General features: G+C 63.4%; 15 protein-coding genes. 2 read left to right on the forward strand and 13 right to left on the reverse strand.

Annotated features, from left to right (window positions below; genetic code table 11):
• Positions 1 to 81 precede the first annotated feature (81 nt).
• The 6 genes from AC1RRJ_RS01100 to AC1RRJ_RS01125 all read right to left on the reverse strand — a co-directional run bounded on the left by AC1RRJ_RS01100 (position 82) and on the right by AC1RRJ_RS01125 (position 6,486).
• Positions 82 to 495, reverse strand: a complete 414-nt coding sequence (locus tag AC1RRJ_RS01100) for a hypothetical protein (RefSeq protein ID WP_493119857.1) — start codon at positions 493 to 495, stop codon at positions 82 to 84.
• A gap of 125 nt (positions 496 to 620) precedes the next feature.
• Positions 621 to 1,406, reverse strand: a complete 786-nt coding sequence (locus AC1RRJ_RS01105) for a hypothetical protein (RefSeq protein ID WP_493119858.1) — start codon at positions 1,404 to 1,406, stop codon at positions 621 to 623.
• A 139-nt stretch (positions 1,407 to 1,545) separates the two neighbouring features.
• Complete coding sequence (locus AC1RRJ_RS01110; protein ID WP_493119859.1) at positions 1,546 to 4,146, reverse strand: fimbria/pilus outer membrane usher protein; 2,601 nt, start codon at positions 4,144 to 4,146, stop codon at positions 1,546 to 1,548.
• 23 nt (positions 4,147 to 4,169) lie between these two features.
• Positions 4,170 to 4,973 carry a fimbrial biogenesis chaperone gene (locus AC1RRJ_RS01115; protein WP_493119861.1) on the reverse strand — a complete coding sequence of 268 codons (804 nt, stop codon included), beginning with the start codon at positions 4,971 to 4,973 and terminating at the stop codon, positions 4,170 to 4,172.
• Between the two features lie 98 nt (positions 4,974 to 5,071).
• Positions 5,072 to 5,824 (reverse strand): hypothetical protein, encoded by a 753-nt coding sequence (locus AC1RRJ_RS01120; protein ID WP_493119862.1) that lies wholly within the window; start codon positions 5,822 to 5,824, stop codon positions 5,072 to 5,074.
• A gap of 137 nt (positions 5,825 to 5,961) precedes the next feature.
• Entirely contained in the window at positions 5,962 to 6,486 is a 525-nt protein-coding gene (locus AC1RRJ_RS01125; protein WP_493119863.1) for a hypothetical protein, read from the reverse strand.
• A gap of 548 nt (positions 6,487 to 7,034) precedes the next feature.
• On the opposite strand from AC1RRJ_RS01125, the gene AC1RRJ_RS01130 reads away from it, so the two are divergent.
• On the forward strand, positions 7,035 to 7,733 hold the full coding sequence (locus AC1RRJ_RS01130; protein WP_493119864.1) for a helix-turn-helix domain-containing protein: 699 nt from the start codon (positions 7,035 to 7,037) through the stop codon (positions 7,731 to 7,733).
• Between the two features lie 83 nt (positions 7,734 to 7,816).
• On the opposite strand, the gene AC1RRJ_RS01135 is transcribed toward AC1RRJ_RS01130, so the two are convergent.
• Entirely contained in the window at positions 7,817 to 10,426 is a 2,610-nt protein-coding gene (locus tag AC1RRJ_RS01135) for a TonB-dependent receptor (RefSeq protein ID WP_493119866.1), read from the reverse strand.
• 159 nt (positions 10,427 to 10,585) lie between these two features.
• Between AC1RRJ_RS01135 and AC1RRJ_RS01140 the strand changes: the two genes are divergently transcribed.
• Positions 10,586 to 11,482 carry a ThuA domain-containing protein gene (locus AC1RRJ_RS01140; protein WP_493119867.1) on the forward strand — a complete coding sequence of 299 codons (897 nt, stop codon included), beginning with the start codon at positions 10,586 to 10,588 and terminating at the stop codon, positions 11,480 to 11,482.
• On the opposite strand, the gene AC1RRJ_RS01145 is transcribed toward AC1RRJ_RS01140, so the two are convergent.
• From AC1RRJ_RS01145 to AC1RRJ_RS01170, 6 genes are all read right to left on the reverse strand, one after another.
• Positions 11,452 to 12,570 carry an aldose epimerase family protein gene (locus AC1RRJ_RS01145; RefSeq protein WP_493119868.1) on the reverse strand — a complete coding sequence of 373 codons (1,119 nt, stop codon included), beginning with the start codon at positions 12,568 to 12,570 and terminating at the stop codon, positions 11,452 to 11,454. The two genes, AC1RRJ_RS01140 and AC1RRJ_RS01145, sit on opposite strands and share 31 nt — an antisense overlap.
• A 20-nt stretch (positions 12,571 to 12,590) precedes the next feature.
• The gene (locus AC1RRJ_RS01150) at positions 12,591 to 13,763 is read right to left on the reverse strand and encodes an alginate lyase family protein (protein ID WP_493119869.1); all 1,173 of its coding nucleotides are present in this window, start codon (positions 13,761 to 13,763) and stop codon (positions 12,591 to 12,593) included.
• Positions 13,764 to 13,791: 28 nt separating this feature from the next.
• A complete protein-coding gene (locus tag AC1RRJ_RS01155; protein WP_493119870.1) occupies positions 13,792 to 15,642 on the reverse strand; it encodes a hypothetical protein in 1,851 nt (616 codons plus the stop codon).
• Between the two features lie 149 nt (positions 15,643 to 15,791).
• Complete coding sequence (locus AC1RRJ_RS01160) at positions 15,792 to 16,643, reverse strand: HTD2 family dehydratase (RefSeq protein ID WP_493119871.1); 852 nt, start codon at positions 16,641 to 16,643, stop codon at positions 15,792 to 15,794.
• The gene (locus AC1RRJ_RS01165) at positions 16,643 to 18,238 is read right to left on the reverse strand and encodes an acyl-CoA dehydrogenase family protein (RefSeq protein WP_493119872.1); all 1,596 of its coding nucleotides are present in this window, start codon (positions 18,236 to 18,238) and stop codon (positions 16,643 to 16,645) included. Before AC1RRJ_RS01165 ends, AC1RRJ_RS01160 begins: the two co-directional genes overlap by 1 nt.
• Before the next feature lie 2 nt (positions 18,239 to 18,240).
• Entirely contained in the window at positions 18,241 to 19,455 is a 1,215-nt protein-coding gene (locus AC1RRJ_RS01170; protein ID WP_493119873.1) for an acetyl-CoA C-acetyltransferase, read from the reverse strand.

Below are 19,455 nucleotides of genomic sequence, written 5' to 3' on the forward strand. Positions count from 1 at the left end.
CGACCGCGAAAACCAATCGGGGAGCGCGGCACCATGCCGCGCTCCCCGATTGGTTTTGCGATTCGATTGGGCGCCGAAGCGTCAGCTGGGGATGATAGCCAGCTCGAGGCGATCGGTGTCGAACCCGTTTTCGCCGGGAATCGCGGCGATGGGGCGTTCCCGCACGCGCGGTCCCGTGGCGCGGCTGAGCACGGCCTGGCCGGAGCCATTCAGAATGATCTCGTCGCCGCCGGCAATGATCCGCGCGCCTTTCAGCGAACCTGGTGTGTAATTCACGACCAGATTATAGCCGCCGGGTGCGTTGCAATATTCGCGAAATGTACCGAGCGACACGGCTTCGCCGCTGATCGCGCCAAAACCCGTGAGCTGGTGGTTGACGATGCAATGCACCGGAACGGACGCGCGAAGATCAAAGACAGAGCTGGTTCCCAGCGCCGCGGTCGGTGCGACTATCAGCATCATGCTCGTAAGACCGAGCGAGAGTTTCCATTTCATTCGTCACCCCTTCCGCCCGACAACTCAGGCTTGAGAGGACGAATAGGATTACGAATCTAATATTCTGTTAAAAGACCGGACTGGATATGGAAACTCTATGGTTAATCACAAGTAACGATAAAACCTTAACGCGCCGTTACTGAAATCGAGATTACGTCGCTGTAAACCCCGGCCCGCCGGTCGGAAATATCGCCAATCATGAACTGGATCGGCAAGGATTCGCGGCGAAGCCCGGTACCTGCCGCGCCCGAGATGGTGCGCGCGCCGGCCAGGTTCACGGCATTGCCGCCAATTGCGACGCTATAGGGCACATACCATTCGCTCGAACCGAGGCGAAGGCGTCCGGCGTTCGCCGAGGTGACGTTGAGGTCATATGTACCGGTGGCGCTCACGCGCAGTTGCAGCGGCACCGGTGCGACACCCGGACGCAGTTCGCCAAGGTCGACGACAGCGTGGCCATCGTCCATCGTATAGGCCCCGGCCAGGCCGATGCGTGCCGAGGGTAGAACATCGATCCCAAGGACCAGCCGCGTGCCGCCGAGCGAACGGAACGCCTTGTCCTGAGCCTCCAGTGTCACGTCCTGCGTGAATGTGCCGGCTTCCCGTACATCATTGGGGTCGGCGACGAGCTTGTAGAGAAGCGTGCGCGATTCACCTGCGGAGAGTGTAATCTCGCGGTGCGAGGGCGTCCGCTGCGATCGCCCGGTACGCGGCGTCACGTCCTGCGTGTCGGTGAGATTGAGGAGCGCATAGCCTATGGACTTGCCCGATCCCTTCGACAGGCCAAACGGCGGCTGGTTCAGTTCGAAAGCGGGCGAGAAACGACATTCGGCCGTGCCGTCATTGACGAAGGTGACGCCGAAAGTTCCTTCGGGAATGGAGCCGTCGAACGGATCAAAACCCTTGATCAACCAACTGCTTGGAGTCGCGTTTGCGCGAATGAGGCATTCGGCGCCCGGAATGGCTGCCGGTGCCGGTGCCTGAGCAAGCACGGGCGGAGCCAGCAAGGCGGCAGTGAGGAAAAGAAATGGGCGCAGCATGAGAGGCCTCCTAATTTTTTGTGCCCGGCCGGACGGTGCCGAGGTTTACGAGGCCGTCGGTGTCGCCGGGGACCATGAACTCGAAGCTTTGGTCGATTGAGCCTTGCGGCCCATAGGTTTCCACCAGATAGCGGCGTCCGGGCAGCATATTGGATATCGCGAAACGTCCGACAGAGTTGGTGAAGAAGGGCATCGGTTTCAGATTTTCGCCTTCCTTGACATCGAGGAGCGTCACACGTCCGCCAATCAGCGCGACGGGTTTTTCGGGCGAAAGGGCGAGTGTGCCCATGACACTGACAAATGCGTCCGTGCCGACCCGCATCGCATAGCCGCTCTTGTACGGCGGATGCACGCGAACAACGCCAGCGCCCGTGTCATAGCCCGTGGGCGCGTCTTCGACATCATATTGAACGGACTGGGTGACATAGGAGCCAAGGAAATTGTTCACCGCCGCGCCGAGCGTGCCGCTCCGGCCGATATAGTCATTTTTGGCGAGCGACTGTCCGGCTACGACGCTGCGATCGCCCAGATTTTTGTGCGGCGCAAGCAACATGAAGCTGTCGTTGATACGGCGCCCCACACCGAACATCCCGTCGGCGAAGGCCAGCGTCGTGCCGACGCGGACCGACGTGGCGTTGATCGCGCCGAAATCGGAGAAGCTCGGCCCGAAGCTTGCGTGGCTGATGGTCGCGTCGAAACGGTTCGCCGAATAGGCGGCATAGCCTTGCGCGCGGACGTTGCCATTCTGCTGCGCGACCACGGCGCCAAAGCCGGCGTTGTTCATCTGGTTCAAGCCGCTTTGATTATAAGACAGCTCGGACAGATTATCGCGGCTTTCGTATCGCGCCTCGGCACGCCGGCGATAATCCGGCTGGAAGACGAGGCCGACATTGACGCTAACGCCGCCGCCGCTCGCAAATGCGGACGGGAACTTCGCATAATCCATGCCGGCACGGACCGACCATCGCCGGTCCAGCCGGTAGTTGCCCGAAACACCCAGCCTGTAGCTGTCGCCAACGGCACCGCGCCCCTTGAGATAGGAGGCGGTCGCCGTCGCGGTCAGGCGAAAATTGAACTGCCGCGTATATTGCGAGGACAACGTATAGGCCGTGCCATTGATGGCGCCGGGGTTTCCAAGCGACGCAAAATTCGGTGACAGATAATCTGCTCTGAGCGAGAAATTGTCGACGAGTTCGTTGCCGCGATCGACAAAATATTCATAGCTGACGCCGCCGGCAAATCCTTGTCCCGCCGTCTTTGAATTGCTCCCCGCCGCATCGAGCAGCAGGCGGCTGCCGTTGCCAAGCACGAATTGGGTTTGACCCGAGAGCGATTGGACGTTCTCGCTCAGTTGGACGCCGACGCCAATGGCCGGGCGATTGAAGAAGGCTTTGCGGAAGAAGCCGGTGAAGGCGACCGGGCCGCTATAATCGGGTGCGCTCCCGATGCGATTGCTCGTGGGCCCCAGAAACGCGCCATATTCATGCTCGCCCGGGTCGAGGTCGATGGGGTCGAGATATTGCTGGTAGGACAGATTCTGGACGCTGCCCGTATTGTCGGTGACCTGAATGTCGATGTCATTGCTGCCCGCGACAAGCGGTAGCGAACTGAAATCGTAGCGGCCGGGCTGGAGCCGCACTTCACGATAGAGCGAGCCGTTGCGCAGAAATCGGACCGTCGATTCACGCTGCAGGACCAGTTGCCGGTTTGATTGCAGAACGGCGGAGCGAAAGCTGTTGAAGCGGCGTTTCTGGCGCAGCACGCCGACGCCGCCCATTTGGGTGTAGGATTGCAAGCCACGGATTTCGGGGTCGAGATCGCCCAATAGCCAACGGCGGTAATCCTCCGGCTCGTCGTAAACCAGCCTGGCATAATTGCGTTCGAACTTGTATTTTTCGTCCGTCGTTCCGAACCGTTGGCTGAACTGCGCATCGCCTTCAAAAACGACGCGGCCGAACCGTATCGCACCGTCGAAATTGACCGTCGGAGGATCGGCGCGACCGCCTTCCCAGATATATGTCTGGCCGACGTTGAGATTCAGAAAGGCGGAAAAAGCGGCAGGTTGCAGCGTCACAATGTTGTTGTCGTCGCGCGGCGGGGAAAAGATATCTTCGATCGCTCGTTGTTCCGGGCCCACTTCCACCACGACGACCGCCAGCGAGGCAGGGTCATAGGTCAACTGCACGCCGGTCCGTTCCAGATCGTCCGGCCCGAAGGTTTCCAGTCCTTGCAGACGCGAAGACAGGCTCGCCTGCGCTTCATCGTTCAGGATGGGTTGCATCAGGCGGACGAATGTTGCGGTGTCGAGCATGAACCGGTCGTCGGCGGTCAGTCGCATCGGGATATCACCCAGACTGCGATTGAGGAACGTCAGCGGCACCGTCATCTCGATGTCGCGATTATAGGGGTTGATATCGGGCCGGCCGTGAGGCCCGACCGGCAGCGGCGGCAAGCCGGGCGTCGGCGTCAGCGTTGGCAATTGATGCCCCGGCAGGGGAATGGTCGTGGGTGCCTCGGGCGCCGGGCTGGTCTGCGGCGGTTTTCCGCCGGGTGGCAGAGGAATCGACACCTGCGCGCCCGCGGTGCCCGCCGCGAGGGCGGACAACGCCACAGAACAAAGGGCGTAGCCGATCTTCACTGGGTAAACGACAGCTTGATCGGGTTCGGCCCGAAACCGGTCACGGGTACGTTAAAGGTCCGCTCGCCCAGCGCCGGGACATAGCCTGTGCCGATCGCACGGCTTAATTCCTCGGGCGAGATATCGACGCGCAACCATTTTCCTTCGCGATCGGTGCCTTCAAGGCGCCAGCCGAAGTGCGCCATCATCGCGTGGCGACGGCCTTCGTTGCGGAGGGTGATGGCGACGCCATCCTGCAACGGCGGGAGCGCGTCCGAACCCGGGGGTGCCGGGGGCTGGTAGTTCACCTGGTGGACGGAGGCTGCGGATACGTCAGGCTTTGCCCCTGGGGGCGCCACGACGACAAGTGCGCGCATATTGTAGAGAATCTGCACCTGAGCGGCGAGTTCTTCGGTCGTGGTCGGTTCCAGCGCTACCGGCAGTTGCTGTATCGAAACATAATAGGCCTGCGATGCCGCCATGTCGGGCTCGCCGACCCATTGGAGGCGGACCACCTGACGTCCGCCGGCGGGCAGTACACCCTGAGGCGGAAAGATCAGGAATTTGTCGTCGGCCGGTGTTTCAACAATCTGGCCCTTTTCGTCGAGCGTCATCAGGAAAACGCGCGTTTCGAAAGCGAGGTTGCCCTGATTGATATTTTGCACTTCGATGCGGGCGACCGCATTGGAGCCGCGCGTCTCCATCTCCACAACCATGGGAGATACGCGCATGGCCAGGGCCGGGCTGATCAGTATGAACAGCGCCGCAATCGCGGCAAACAGCGCGCGCGCGCGCCGCTTTGACGTCGTCAATATTGTCATAATTCCCCGCCCCCAGATGCTGGGCAATGCTACCAAGCCTTGGTGAAAAAAGGGGAAAGATTGCTCTTTCCCCTTTCTTCATATTTCCTGCCGGAACCTTAGTTCGCGCGCAGCGTGACCTTGGTTTCACCGACATAGTTGCCGGCGACCAGTGCCTTGGCGGCGACCGGAGCGGTGAAGGTGATGCGCATGTCCGAACGCCATGCGCCCTGGTTGCGCAGGCCGGCATTGCTCGTGGTTCCAACCGTCAGCGTTTCGTTGGTCGGAGCGCCAGCACCCGTGGGGGCTGCACCGGTCCAGGCAGCGGCCACCGAGTAGGGGATGTTCGCCTGGAATTCGTCGCTGTTGTAGCCACCGGGGTTGTTGTTCACGAGACCACGAACGTCGTTCTTGCTGATTTCAACGGCATTGTTGGTGTTGCAGCCAGCAGTCAGCGTGCGGACGTTGGCGACAGCGGTGCCGACCATGTTGAACGCCGAACCGACATTTTCATTGTCGCCGGTGCGAACGCCGATGACGCCGAAGTCGATGTTCTGGGCGTTGCTGTTGTTGCCGGCATAGAAGGAGCAATCTTCGTTGACGCGGCCGCTCAGCTTGAACGTCACGTCAATGCGGTCTTTCGCAGTCGCGGTGTCGCCAGGCGACGTCGAAAATGCGGTGTAGCGCGTGCCGATGCCGTTGTTGAGGCCGACTTCTGCAAGGCCCGCAGCGATCGCGCCGCCCAAGCCGGTCGGGTTGGTCAGTTCGATACCGAGCGCGTTGTAGTGGACCTGGTTGGTCTGTGCTGCGGCGGGCGCTGCGGCGCCGACGAGAGCGATAGCGGCAACGGCGCCGCAAAGGATCTTCTTCATAATTTTCTTCCCTCTATTATGCCGCCCCGCCACATGGCGGGTTTCGGCCTAATACCTGCACCGACTGGTCGGATACCGGCAGAGCAGCGGTGCCTGCTCTGTCAGCTACGTCCGCGGTTCATCCGCGGACGAACTCTTCAGGTCGGAGAGACCGTGATCGTAATCGTCTCCGAATATTCGCCGGCGAGCAGCCCGGCCTCGCCCGAAGGCAGGCCAAGCTTGACTGCCAGGAGCATGCCGTCGGTTGCGATGCCGCCATTGCTCGAAATCACGCCGCCGCTTTGCAGCTGGCTGCCATCGAACGAACCGCTGATCATTTGCGTCGCCGGGTAACGAACGGGCATTTTGACAGCCAGATTATAGGATAGCTGGCCGCCATAGGGGCCTTGACCGCCCGGCTTCGTCGTATGGGTCAGGGCGCCGTGCGCGCCCTTGATCGACATGGTGAACGGCACGTTGCAATCGAGCGCGACGCGCGCTTCGAAGCCAAGGCCGCGCCGTTCAAGATTGCCGAAGTCGATGTCGGGGATGCTGCCCATCGCGCAATGCTGGCGAATGGCTCCGCTGACCGCGATGTCGAGCGAGCGGACATTTTCGATTTCGCTAGCACTCGCGGGCACAGCAAAAGCCGTGGCGGCAAGCGCAAAGAGAACGAATTTCAAACCACTACCCCCCAAGAAACCGGAAACGGTTTTAGGCTTCGCCTTGCAGCAGCCTTGGGCATCCCCATGCCCGGGGGAGTCGCGACCTCGCTCATCCCCACCCTCCGTTAAGAAAAACTTAATACAGAGATTAAGACCGATTCGCACCCCTAAATTCGGTCCCGGCAAGAAAGCCCGTCGGCGATGTCATTCAACTTCAACGATAATTGGCCGTTTAGTGCACTGCACGAGGGTTAATCGCCCCGATGGACCGGGGTGGAAAGCTGTGTGGCGTTCAGAATTGGGACAGGGCTGTCCCGCTTATTAACTTTAGACAGGCAGCAAGCTTAGCTGTCAGGGCTTCGCTGCCTCGGGCGGCCGCACCGCAAGGCGCCATATTCCGCGCCTTGCGGTGCCGGGCGGCCACTTCGCTCACCGCGCGCGGCACACGGCTCGTCCGGGCAGCGGCATCCTCGCCTTGTGGTCACCGCGGGCGCGCCGCATCGTCGGGGCATGCCGCCGGCGATCTTTACCATTCGACAACCGATGTCGGCGCATAGGCCCTAGCCATGCCCATTCACGCGACGATCGAACATCAGCAAGCCTCGGAAGGCCAGCGTGGAGCCGCGCGCGTGCGCATGCGGATCGAGGCTTTGGGCTCGGTCGACGGCAGCGAAGGCGCGGCGGTCGTGATCCACAATTTGTCGGCCACCGGCATGTTGATCGAAACGACGTCGGAACTGACGATCGGTCAGCGGATCATGGTCTCACTGCCCGAGGCGCCCGACCTGGCCGCCGCTGTCGTCTGGCGTAGCGAGGCACTCGCCGGTTGCCGCTTCGATCAGCCGTTATCGCGCGCGGTGCTCAGCGCCGCACAGCTGCGCAATCCGCTGCCGACCGACGTCGATCCGGCGGGCGAGGCGGACGCCTATGAAATGCTGCCGCAACGACTGCACCGGCTGCGGCAGGAGCGCGGCCTTAGCCGTGCGGCACTTTCGACGCGAACCGGCTTGAGTACCCCCAGCATCTGGGCGTGGGAAACGGGCAAGACGGTTCCGCGGCGCAGCAATCTGCTCGCGCTGGCCGAAGCCTTCGGCATTTCGGAGCGCGAGTTGGTGATCGGCGACACGGCTGGGCAGGCGGGTGAAGATGCCATTTCCGGCGACAAGGTCGAACAAATTCGTGCCCTGGTCGAGGCCAGCCGCGAACAGATTGCGACGCTGGCGGGCGTGATGCCCGTCAATGTGAAGATTGCTATCGAATTTTGATGCGCGCCGCGCGTTAGGGGCCCGCCAGTTCCTTGCGGATCTGGCGGGACACTATCTGCCTGCAGCATGCCTGCGGGACCGCGCTAGAATTTGGCGCGCAGTCCGATCGAATAGCGACGTTCCGACAGGGCATAGCTGTTGACCGCCAGCGGGTTGAAATCGCTGATTTCTACCGTCGCCGAATCCTTCGGGATCAGGTTCTGCGCCTGCACCGACAGTGCGAAATGATCGTTGATGTCGAAGCCGAGCTGGGCGTCGAGTTGTGATCGCGCCGCAATAACCTGCGGGCGGCCCTGAATGAATTCGAACACCGCATCGTCGCGCCAGTTATAGGCGACGCGGGCCGACAGCGGGCCTTTTTCGTAAAGCGCGACAAGATTGTAGCTGTGCTTCGACGTGGCGACGAGCGGGAAGCCATTGCTGTCCTTGCTGTCGGCGAACGTATAGTTGGCGATCACGCCGAAGCCGTCGAGCGGCGAGGGCAGGAAGTCGAGGAACTGGGTAACCCCGACCTCGAACCCCTTCACCTTCGCCGAGGCGACATTGTCGGGGCGCGAGACGCGGACGACGCCGAGGCTTTCGAAGCCCGGGATGATCGCTTCGGTCGTGCTCGTCGCGATGAAGTCCTGGACGCTCTTGTAAAAGACCGCGCCCGAAATCATCGAGCTTTTGCTGGTATAATATTCGATCGACAGATCGAGGTTGCTCGAGATCGGCGGGGTCAGGCTGGCATTGCCGCTGGTCGATGTGCGGTTGGTGGCATCGACGAAGGTCGATGGCGCGAGTTCGGCAAGGCCCGCGCGCTGCAACGTCTGCGACGCCGAAAGCCGGATCAGCAAATCGTCGGTGGCGTTCAGCGTCAGGTTCGCGCTGGGCAGGACGTTGGTATATTTGTTGGTGTCGGTGCGCGGGAGCAGCAGATTGCCCTGCTGGGTAAAGGTGTCGACCGAAAAATCGGTGTGGGTGATGCGGACGCCGGCGTTGAGGCGGATCGGGCGACCGAAGATTTCATCCTCGGCGTCGAACATCAAATAGCCCGAGAGTGTCTTTTCGCGCAGGTCATAATCGCGCGCGGCGTTGCGCCGCAACGTTCCCGCCGGATCGCCCGACTGGTTCGGTTCGACGATCAGTACCCGGTCGATGATGAACTTGGCATCGGGCACCCCGGTCAGGAACTTGCGCGGGAAATTGCCTTTGATATCCTTCAGAAAATCGGGATTTCCTGTATCGAGATAGGGCGCGAGGTCGGCCATGCTGGCGTCGGCGCGACTGCGAAATGCCTCCGATTTGCCGCTGAGGTCGACATAGCGCACCCCGGCCTTCAGCTTGATGCCATCGCCCGCGTCATAGCCGACATCGAAGCGGCCCGCCCATTCCTCGAGCGTTCCGGGCAGAGTGTTGGCGCGCAGGGTCAGAAGGTCGGTGCGCGCCGGAAAGTTGGAGACGAGCGACGGGTCATAGGCTGCGCCGCCCGCCGTTTTCAGGATCAGGTCGGGGATCGGGCCGTTGCGGAAATCGAAGCTGCCGACGACATTGTTCGCGGTCTGCAGCGTGACGACCTCGATCTTCTGCCGCAGCGTGCCGCGGCTGTAATAGCCGTCGGCTTCGATGGTGAAGGTGCCGTCGTCATATTTGCCATTGAGGCCGAAGAGCAGGCTGGTCGCCGGATCGTCGCGGCGCTGGTTACCGGTGCGGATGTTGCCGGTAGCGGTGCCGGCGACGATGTGATTGTCCTCGATCACCGGATTGGTGATGATCGCGGCGGTCGCGCTGGTCGGCATGTTGAACGCGATGAACTGGTTGGTGCGCTTGGCGTTGACCTTGGAATAGAGGCCGTCGGCGGTCAGCACGAAATCGGGCGAGGCCTGCCACTGGATCGAGCCGTTGATCCCGAGGCGCGACCGGTCGATGTCGGTATTTTCATATTGCAGCAGGCGCGGTGCGAATTTCTTGGTCGTTCCGCCGTTGAGGCTGTCGAAGAAATTATTGCGTTCGAACAATTGCAGGCTCGACGAGCGTTTCTGATATTCGCCCGAGATCAATATGCCGATATTGCCGCCGGCAAGTGTAGTCGTGAACAGGCCGGAGAAGCCGGGTTCGAACTTGTCGGCACCTTCCGAATAAGTGCCCTGCACCTGTGCCGACAAAGTGGTCTTCTTGAAATCAAAGGGCTTGGGAGTGACGAGGTTCACCGACCCGCCAAGGCCACCTTCGACCTGGCTGGCGATCGGCGACTTGCGCACTTCGAGGCGGCCGAACAGCGAGGAGGGGACAGCGTCAAGGCCCGAGGAGCGGCCGAGATTGTCATTCTCGGGCGGCGATACGCGGGCGGAGAAGCCGAGCAGGGTACGGCCATCGATTTCGACGCGGACCTGTTGCAGGCCGCGGATGTTCACCGCCTGCCCTTCGCCAAAGACGCGGGTGATCTGGACCCCGGTGACGCGTTGCAGCGCCTCGGCGACATTGGCGTCGGGCAGCTTGCCGACATCTTCGGAGGTGATGACGTCGAGAACCTGGCTGGCGTCGCGCTTGATCTCGGCCGCCTGCTCGAGCGAGCCGCGAATACCGGTGACGACGATATCGCCCTCGGCGACTTCGCTATCCTCTGCTGGTGCGGCGGCGCTCTGCGCCAGCGCCTGTCCGTGGCACATAATGCCGATCACCGACGCGCACAGAAGAAGCCTCTTCTTCATAACATCCCTCTCCCTGATTTCGATACTTATGCGTTCGACATTGCGACTTTGTATCGCTATTTCCCAGCAATGATACCGGTGTCGGTAACCGGTGTCAAGATTGTGCTCCAGATAGGGAACAGGCAGGTTATGGGATTGAAATCCGGTATATTCCCTGTCGTGACGGCCGGATTGCTGGCGGCAATCGCTGTCGCCGCATTCTCTTCGCAGGCGAGCGAGTCTCCGCCCGCTGTCCCGCCGAAGCGCCTGCTGGTGATCGCCGATCATTCGACGGGCAATCAGACTGCGCATGGGGTGTCGAGCCACGCGGTTGCGACGATCGAGCGGCTGGGGCGGCAGTCCGGTGCCTATGTGACGACGATCCGTACCGACATGATGCTGGTGACCAAAGGCGAAGTGTGGGGGAAGGGCGATTATGCGAAGGGCGGCCCGAAGGCATCGCGCGCGGCGACGCTCGATCATTATGATGCCGTGCTCTTCTACACCAATGGCGAGACCGACCTGTCGGACGATCAGAAGCGCGACCTGCTGGCCTTTGTTCATGCCGACGGGAAGGGCTTCATCGGGGTCCATTCGGCGGCGGCGACCGCCTATGGCTGGCCCGAATATGGGCGGATGCTCGGCGGGGTGTTCGACAATCACCCTTGGAAAGTGATCGCGGCGCGGATCATCGTCGAACGGCCCGATTTTCCGGCGATGAAGGGCTGGTCGACCGGAATGACGCTGGCCGACGAACATTATCAGATGCGCGCCGCGCCTTATTCGCGGCGCGATGTCGACGTGCTGGCGCGGCTCGATCCGCAGAGCGTCGATCTGGCCAGCCCCGGGGTGCATCGCGTCGACCGCGACTTTCCGGTCGCTTGGATCAAGCGCTATGGAAAGGGCCGGGTCTTTTACTCGGGTCTGGGCCACACCGATGAAAGCTGGGACGATCCGCGCGTCCAGTCGATGTACCTCGAAGGCATTCGCTGGGCGCTGGGTTCGGGAAGCGTCGCGGTTCGCCCGCATCCCATGCTCGATGCCGATCAGCGCGCGGGCGGAACCGAGAAGCGATAGATGGTCAGCGACCGGAACTCCTGCCCGGGGCGCAGCACGGTCGACGGGAAGCCGGGCTGATTGGGGCTGTCGGGCAGATGCTGGGTCTCGATCGCGAAGCCCGCGTGGCGTGAATAGGCGATGTCCTCGGCGCCGATTTCGGTTCCGTCGAAGCCGTTGCCGCTGTTGAACTGGACCGAGGGTTCGGTGGTGAAAATCTCGAGCCGCCGACCGGACGCTGGCTCATCGATCGAAGCTGCGTGTCTGGTGCCGCTAGCGGAGGTGAGGACAAGGCTGTGGTCGAAGCCGCTCGACGGTGCGAGGAGCGGATCGTGTGCCTCCAGCCATGGCGCGAGCAGGGTCGGCCGCTGCAAGTCGAGTGCAGTGCCGGCGACGGGAAGGAGGCGCCCCGTCGGTATTTTGCGGTCATCAGTTTCGGCGTAGCGGTCGGCGGCGATGGTCACGCGGTGGCCGCCGATCGATCCTGCACCGGCTCCGGCGAGGTTGAAGAAGCCGTGATTGGTCGGATTGATCACCGTCGCGGCATCGCTGCGCGCGCGATATTCGATCTGAAGTTCATTGCGCCGATGCGGGAGGCGATAGGTGACTTCAAGTCGCAAGTGGCCGGGAAAGCCCTGATCGCCGTCGCGGCTGTCGAGCCGGAAGACGATACCCGACGACCGGTCATCGTTGAAAGGCGTCGCCGCCCATATCCGGCGATCATAACCGTCGGAGCCGCCGTGAAGCGTCACACCGTTGCGCCCTGGTTCCAGCCCATAGGTCACACCGTCCAGTGTGAAGCGCGCATCGGCAATGCGCCCGGCATAACGCCCGATCACAGATGCCCAGCGCCGCTGCGTCCGTTCATAGGCGGCTATGTCGGGCAGGCTGAGGACGACATTGGCGCGCTGGCCCGCGCGGCCCGGCACTTCGACGGCGGTGAGCGTTGCGCCATAGGTGATCGCGCTCACGCGCATTCCTGTCGCGTTGGCGAAGCTGTAGCGCTCGACTGGCTGGCCCCTCGCCGTGCGGCCGAAGGCTTCGGTATGGACCCCATCGGACGGCCCGGCGCCGGTCGCGCACCCGCCGAGCGCCAGTGCCGTGACCATACAGGCGGCGCAGCGCGGGATCACAGCCACAGCAAAGGCTGGCGAACGGGATAGTTGCGGATGATCTCGCCAACCTCGGGATCACCATCGAGCCGCTGCCACAGCGCGACATAGCCGGGCTGCGCGAGCGCGAGCCCGCCGAACAGCAGGCTGGAATGACGCACCGGCCAGTCGTTCCAATATTCGACGTCATGCGCGAAGGGCCAGCGGCGCTTGTCGGCGATATAGGGCGCCATGAAGGCGAGCGCGGTGCCGAGCGAGCGCCCGTCGGCTGTAGTGAAGCGCCACAGATCGTCGTCGGCTGTGCTCAGCGAATGAGCGGCGGCGGCGAGGACGTCGAGATTGAACAGGCAATATCCGAACGGCTTGGTGCGCGCGAGTTCGAGCGGCTGGCTGCCGTCGGGGGCGATCTGGTCGGGGATCAGCCGGGTGCGGAAGCGCTCGCGCGCGTCGGCGCGTACGGCCTCGTCCCCGACCAGCCGCGCGAATTCCGCCGCCTGCAGCACCCAGCAACTGCCGTGATTATTCTTTTCGTCGCGTTCGTCTGTGCCGTTCTTCGATGTCGTGAGCCAGTTCAGATAGGCGCGGAACCAGCCCTTCACTCCGGGGTCGAGCGGATAACCCGTCTCGATCAGCCTGCTGACAGCGCGCGCGACCTCGACGATCTGGAGCGTGTCGATCACGCCGATGCCGCGTCCGGTGTTCACTCCGATGATCGCCTGCGCGTGGTCGAGGCTGGGATTCATCCGCGTCGCAGGCGTCACGAACCATGCCTCGAGATGGCGTGCCGCGGCTTTCGCATAGCGCCGGTTTCGGGTGACGATCCACGCCGCCACGAAGGCGGGCACACGCAGTCCCAGGCCGATGAGCGCCTGCCGGTGATCGTCGAAGCGCGCGGGGTTCGAAAAGCCGTCGTGCCGAACATAGGCGCCGCCGGGATTGGCAGGGTCCGGCCACCAATAATCGCCTTCCGAATAATAATCATGCGCCGAGCCCGGGCTGCGCGCGGCGCGAAAGGCCGTGATCGTCACCGGAGCATCATCCAGCCAGCGATCGGCGGCGCGCAGGATGCGGGCGCGGTCGATCGCGGCGATGTCGAGCGGCGCGGCGGCAGGCTGCACCGGCGGCCGTACCGCGCACCCTGCGAGCAGCGCTAGCACCGCGCCACTCCATGTCCGGCGTGTCAGTTGCATAGATCCTCCCGCCTGGGTTCGGTCGCGCTTATTGATATTCCAGGGTCCAGCTGATCCGGAGCGCGCCGCTTGCCGTGCGCACGCCCTGACATGATATCACGCTGTGCATCGGACCCTGCGGCGTTCGATAGGCTTCCTTGCCTTCAGTTGGTCCGGCAGTGCATCGGGATAGCCCGGTGATCGTGAAGCGGCGCACGTCGCCCGCGGCAAATGCTGTGTCGGTACCTTGCACCCGGGCGCCCGTGGAGAAGCTGGCGAATTCGATGCGCGCATCGGCGATCGTTATGCCCATTTGCGGCACGAAGACGTCGGTGCGGGTGATCCGGCCGGGCGCAAAGCTGTAACTGGTCGTCACCGAAACGCGCTTGTCGGGCACGGGCGCGGCGTTGCCCATCCGGTCGAGTTCGCTCTGGTGCCAGCTGACGAGCGTGCGGTTGCCCGCCGCTTCGACCTTCACATCGCGCTGATAAGCGAGCGGCATCACGACGCTGCCGTCGCCGAGCGTCAGTTGCGGGATCAGCAGGGGGGCATCGCCGTCGGCGACGCCCTCGAGCATGCCGGGCGAGAAGGGAATGGGGAAATAGGGGCTGTGATTATGCTGGGTCGCGCCGCCGTTGATTACCGGCAGGCTGATGAGGCGTTTGCCGTCCTGCAAGGTCAGCAGCATCCGGTCATAGGTGCCGCGCGCGAACCAGGTCGTGGTCCGCTTCGGCTTGGCGGCCTGTACCGCCGCCCAGTCGATTTTGGGCGTGCGGTCGCGATAGCCAAGCTTGTTCCATACGGCATTGGTGTAGGAAAATTGATGCGCGAGGCTGAGGTTTTCGCCGAGGATGCGGAACTTGCCGCGATAGGCGTCGGTGCGCCGTCCGTTGTCCCACAGGTTCACCGACCCGGTGCGCGGGTTTACCCAGAAATCGACATAGCGTTCGGCGACGCGCGAAGCATAGGCATAGGCGATCGTCTTTTCCGCTTCGGTCAATACGCCGGTCGCGGCTGCGGCGGTCAGCACCTCGACGATCGAGGTTTCGCCATAGGGGCCAAGGCTGCGGCCATATTCGAAACCCAGCCCGTCGCCGTTAACGCGCAGCAGCATGACGTTGGCGGCCTTGCGCAGCCAGTCGAGGGTCTCTTTGGGCGGCGTGTCGCGGGTCTGGACATAGCGCGCCGCGATTTCGCCCGCGAGCAGGATCGAATAGCGGTCGAAGCGGCCTTCGCCGTCGGTCTCGTCGGCGAAACCAAAGTCCGAATAGGTGCGATAATGTTTGGCTGCGGCGGCGTAGAGGTGCGTCGCCGCGCTATCGTCTTCCCAGCCCATCGCACCGCGCAGCCGCGCGATCGATAAGGCGACGACGATATAATTGTTCGGATGATCAATCAGCACATAGCGGTCGCGATCGACGAAGCTGCGCCAGTCGAGCCGCACACGCAACTTCGCCATGGTGAGCGGATCGACCGCCTGCTCGAGCCAGCCGCGGCGGCGCAATATGTCGAGCGCGGTCAGATAGTAATAGATGCCCCAAGTGTCGTTCGGATCGTCGATGGTCAGCTTCGCGATCTTGCGGAAATGGCCGAGATAATCGGGGAGGCGGGGATCATCGTCGGCCAGGCCATCGAGATATTCGGCGAGGCCAATGGCGATCTTGCCGGGCAAAAATTTGTCGCTGCCGTTGAACACCGCGATGCCGTCAATCTGCAACGCCTTGCCGTCCTTGACCAGCGCGAGCAGCAATTGTTCGGACTGTGGCTGGATATGCTTTTCGACAACCGTGTTGAAGGCGCGCGCCGGGGCGCCGTCAGCCGCGAGCGCGGGCGCAGCAACCATCAGACCCGCGCCGAGGCCGAGGCATCGGCCGAGCATGGAGGGCCTGTTTCTGATCATGCGTTGCGTCTCTCCCGTAGTGCCGCATTTTCCTGCGGTCGTCCGGGTCCATTTCAGACACCGGTGTCATAAGTCTTTTGGGGGGAAAGGCCGTTTCGAGTCAAGGACCGAATTTTCGATCGATCGCGGCGATACGGTGGCGGTCGGCCTCAGAGCGTGGCGGACGCCGACATGACGGCTCGACCATCGGCGGCGAAGGCGCCCAGTTCGACTAATGCGCCATCACCGCGCAGCGCCAGATGCAGCTCTTCGCTGCAGATTGCAGGGGAGAGGCCGCGGAAGGCAAAGGAGGTCAGCGCATTGTCGCCGAACTGCCGCTGGGCAAGATCAAGGAGCAAAGTCGCGGTGAGCGGGCCGTGGACGACGAGCCCGCGATAGCCTTCTTCCTGCGTCGCATAGGGCAGGTCGTAATGGATGCGATGGCTGTTGAAGGTCAGCGCCGCATAGCGGAAGAGCAGCGCTTCGTCGGGCACCAGCAGGCGGTGACTATCCCATTCGCCGGGATCGAAATGGCCCTCGCCGGGCGGCGGTGGGGATGGCGGAGCGCCTGCCGGCGCGGCATCGCGGAACACGATCGATTGCGTCTCGCGCACGGAAAGCTGGCCATCGGCGTGCGTTTCATGCCCGACTTCGACGAAGACGAGCGGTCCCGATCCACCCTGTTTGGCGGTGATGGATCGGATCGCCGAGCGGCGCTCGATTGCTGCGCCGAGGGTGATGGGTTCGAGATACTCGACTTTGCTTTCCGCCCACATGCGGCGCGGCAGCGGGATCGGCGGCATCCAGCTGTCGGGACTGTCCTCGCGCCGGGGATGCCCGTCGGCGCCCAGCGTCGCGGTCGGCGCATCAGGTGTGCAGAGGCACCAGTGGAGACCTTGCGGAACGCTATCGTCCGCTGGTGTGTCGCGGTTGAGTGTCGCGAGCCAGCGAGCTGCAAGCTCCTCGCTCACCCGGTCATGGCGGATGCTTTCGCGGCCGACCCAGTCCTGCCATTCGCCCATCAATTGCGTCCTCCGACCAGACCGCGCGCGATCACCTGTGCCTGAATTTCGGCGGCGCCTTCGAAAATATTGAGGATGCGCGCGTCGCACAGGATGCGGCTGATTTCATATTCGAGCGCATAGCCATTGCCGCCGTGGATTTGCAGACCGGCGTCGGCGTTCGACCAGGCGGCGCGCGCGCCGAGCAGCTTCGCCATCCCGGCTTCGATATCGCAGCGCTTGCCCGAGTCCTTGGCGCGCGCGGCGGCGTAGCTCAATTCGCGCGCGACGACGAAATCGACGAGGCTCATCGCGAGCTTGTCGGCGACGCGCGGGAAATGGATGATCGCCTTGCCGAACTGTTTGCGATTCAGTGCATAGTCGAGTCCGAGTTCGAGCGCGCGCCGTGCGACGCCGACCGCGCGCGCGGCGGTCTGGATGCGGGCGCCTTCGAAGGTGCGCATCAATTGCTTGAAACCTTGCCCCTCTTCGCCGCCGAGCAAGGCGTCGGCGGGTGCGCGCATCGCGTCGAACTGCAGCGCATACTCGCGCATTCCGCGATAGCCGAGCACCTCGATTTCGCTGCCCGTCATGCCGTCGGCGGGAAAGGGTGTGTCCTCGGTCCCGCGCGGCTTGGGGACGAGCAGCATCGACAGCCCGGCATAGCCCTTCGCATTGGGCAGGGTGCGGGTGAGCAAAGTCATCAGGTCGGAGCGCGCGGCGTGGGTGATCCAGTTTTTGGCGCCGTCGATCACCCATTCGCCGTTAGCGTCCGTACGTGCGCGCGTTTGTAGCGACCCGAGGTCCGATCCGACATCGGGTTCAGTGAAAACCGCGGTCGGCAGGACTTCGCCGCTAGCGATCCGGGGCAGCCACTGGCTCTTCTGTTCGTCGGTGCCGCCTAGGACGATCAGCTCGCCCGCGATTTCGGACCGTGTCCCCAGCGAGCCGGTGCCGATCCAGCCGCGCGACAATTCCTCGGTGACGATGCACATCACCAGCTTGCCGAGGCCGAGGCCGCCATATTCCTCGGGGATACAGACGCCGAAGGTGCCGAGGTCGGCCATCGCCGTCACGGTCGCGTCGGGGATCAGATCGTTGGCGAGGTGCCAGCGATGTGCGTTCGGGATGATTTCGGCATCGGTGAAGCGGCGGTACTGATCGCGGATCGTGTCGAGGTCGGCGTCGTGGAGCGTCTCGCTGGGCCAATGTCCCGCCGCCAGCGCGGTGGCGAGGTCGGCGCGGGTGGTGACATGATCGGTGTCGAGAAGATTAGCGCAAGTGTCGGCAAGCGTGCGCGCCGCTGCGCCGATCCCAAGATCGGCCGGACGGAACATCTCATTCTGGCCCATCGGCAGGCCGCCGATGAGCTGGCCGATGCCCTCGGCGAAAGCGAGGGTGGCCACTTGTGCATCGACCGGATTGGCGCCTCTGCCCGCTTCCAGCCAGTCAAGCGTCGCTTCGAGCGCAGCGACCGTCGTCGCCACCCACGCAAAGCCATGCGCTGCGCGTTGCTCGGCGTCGATCGCCCGTGACGCCAGTCGTTCGGCGAGCGCTGCCTGCGCCGCCGCGCGATAAGCCTGCGCGGCGGTCAGGGCAGGGCGCAGATCGGTCATGCTCAGGCCGCGCGCTCGAAGATCGCGGCGATACCCTGACCGCCGCCGATGCACATGGTTTCGAGGCCATAGCGGCCGTCGCGGCGAACGAGTTCGCGGGTGAGGTTGGCGAGGATGCGCCCGCCCGTCGCGCCGATCGGATGGCCGAGCGAAATGCCCGATCCGTTGACGTTCAAAATCTCGTTGCGGCTATCGTCGTCCGACCAGCCCCAGCCCTTGAGCACCGCGAGCACCTGCGGCGCAAAGGCTTCGTTGAGTTCGACAAGGTCAATGTCGTTCCAGCCGAGGCCATTGCGGGCGAACAACCGTTCGACCGCGGGAACGGGGCCGATGCCCATGCGGCTGGGGTCGCAGCCTGCCGCAGCCCAGCTGTGGAACCAGGCGATGGGTTCGAGGCCGAGTTCGTCGAGCTTGTCTTCAGCGACGACAAGACATGCGGCGGCCGCGTCATTCTGCTGGCTTGCATTGCCCGCGGTGACGACGCCGCCTTCGAGCGGGCGCAGCTTGCCGAGCGTTTCGATGGTCGCGTCGGCGCGATAGCCCTCGTCCTGCGCGAAGATGATCGGGTCGCCTTTGCGTTGCGGGACCGACACCGGCACCAGTTCGTCGGCGAAGAGGCCCTTGCCCCACGCCGCGGCGGCGCGCTGGTGGCTGCGCACCGCATAGGCATCGCACGCCTCGCGGCTGATGCCATAATCCTTGGCGAGATTTTCGGCGGTCTCGATCATGCCGGTGATGACGCCGAAGCGTTCGACCGGCTGCGACATCACGCGGCCGCGGGTCAGCCGGTCGTGGAGGGTGAGGTTTCCGGCGCGGACGCCCTTGCGAATGTCGGTGCTGTAATGTTCGACGTTCGACATGGATTCGACGCCGCCCGCGACGACGACGTCGGACATGCCGGTCTGGACCATCATCGCAGCGTTGGCGATCGCCTGCAGCCCCGACCCGCAGCGGCGGTCGAGCTGATAGCCCGGAACCTCGAGCGGCAGGCCCGCGGCGAGCCACGACCAATGCCCGATGCACGGCGCTTCGCCATTCCCATAACCTTGCGAAAAGACGACATCATCGACGCGGCCGGGATCGATCCTGGTGCGCTCGATCAGCGCCTTCAGGATCACGGCACCGAGGTCGCCGGCGGTCAGCGAAGAGAGGCTGCCGCCGAATTTGCCGACGGCGGTGCGGATGGGGGCGACGATCGCGGCGCGGCGCAGGGGCAT

This window comes from Sphingopyxis sp. GW821-FHT12C06 (assembly GCF_058807415.1).

What these genes read in the sequence shown, in the direction of transcription:
- AC1RRJ_RS01100 (WP_493119857.1), bottom strand. Translation starts at nt 495, where the DNA reads ATGAAATGGAAACTCTCGCTCGGTCTTACGAGCATGATGCTGATAGTC.
- AC1RRJ_RS01115 (WP_493119861.1), bottom strand. Translation starts at nt 4,973, where the DNA reads ATGACAATATTGACGACGTCAAAGCGGCGCGCGCGCGCGCTGTTTGCC.
- AC1RRJ_RS01120 (WP_493119862.1), bottom strand. Translation starts at nt 5,824, where the DNA reads ATGAAGAAGATCCTTTGCGGCGCCGTTGCCGCTATCGCTCTCGTCGGC.
- AC1RRJ_RS01130 (WP_493119864.1), top strand. Translation starts at nt 7,035, where the DNA reads ATGCCCATTCACGCGACGATCGAACATCAGCAAGCCTCGGAAGGCCAG.
- AC1RRJ_RS01135 (WP_493119866.1), bottom strand. Translation starts at nt 10,426, where the DNA reads ATGAAGAAGAGGCTTCTTCTGTGCGCGTCGGTGATCGGCATTATGTGC.
- AC1RRJ_RS01145 (WP_493119868.1), bottom strand. Translation starts at nt 12,570, where the DNA reads ATGGTCACGGCACTGGCGCTCGGCGGGTGCGCGACCGGCGCCGGGCCG.
- AC1RRJ_RS01150 (WP_493119869.1), bottom strand. Translation starts at nt 13,763, where the DNA reads ATGCAACTGACACGCCGGACATGGAGTGGCGCGGTGCTAGCGCTGCTC.
- AC1RRJ_RS01155 (WP_493119870.1), bottom strand. Translation starts at nt 15,642, where the DNA reads ATGATCAGAAACAGGCCCTCCATGCTCGGCCGATGCCTCGGCCTCGGC.
- AC1RRJ_RS01160 (WP_493119871.1), bottom strand. Translation starts at nt 16,643, where the DNA reads ATGGGCGAATGGCAGGACTGGGTCGGCCGCGAAAGCATCCGCCATGAC.
- AC1RRJ_RS01165 (WP_493119872.1), bottom strand. Translation starts at nt 18,238, where the DNA reads ATGACCGATCTGCGCCCTGCCCTGACCGCCGCGCAGGCTTATCGCGCG.
- AC1RRJ_RS01170 (WP_493119873.1), bottom strand. Translation starts at nt 19,455, where the DNA reads ATGCCCCTGCGCCGCGCCGCGATCGTCGCCCCCATCCGCACCGCCGTC.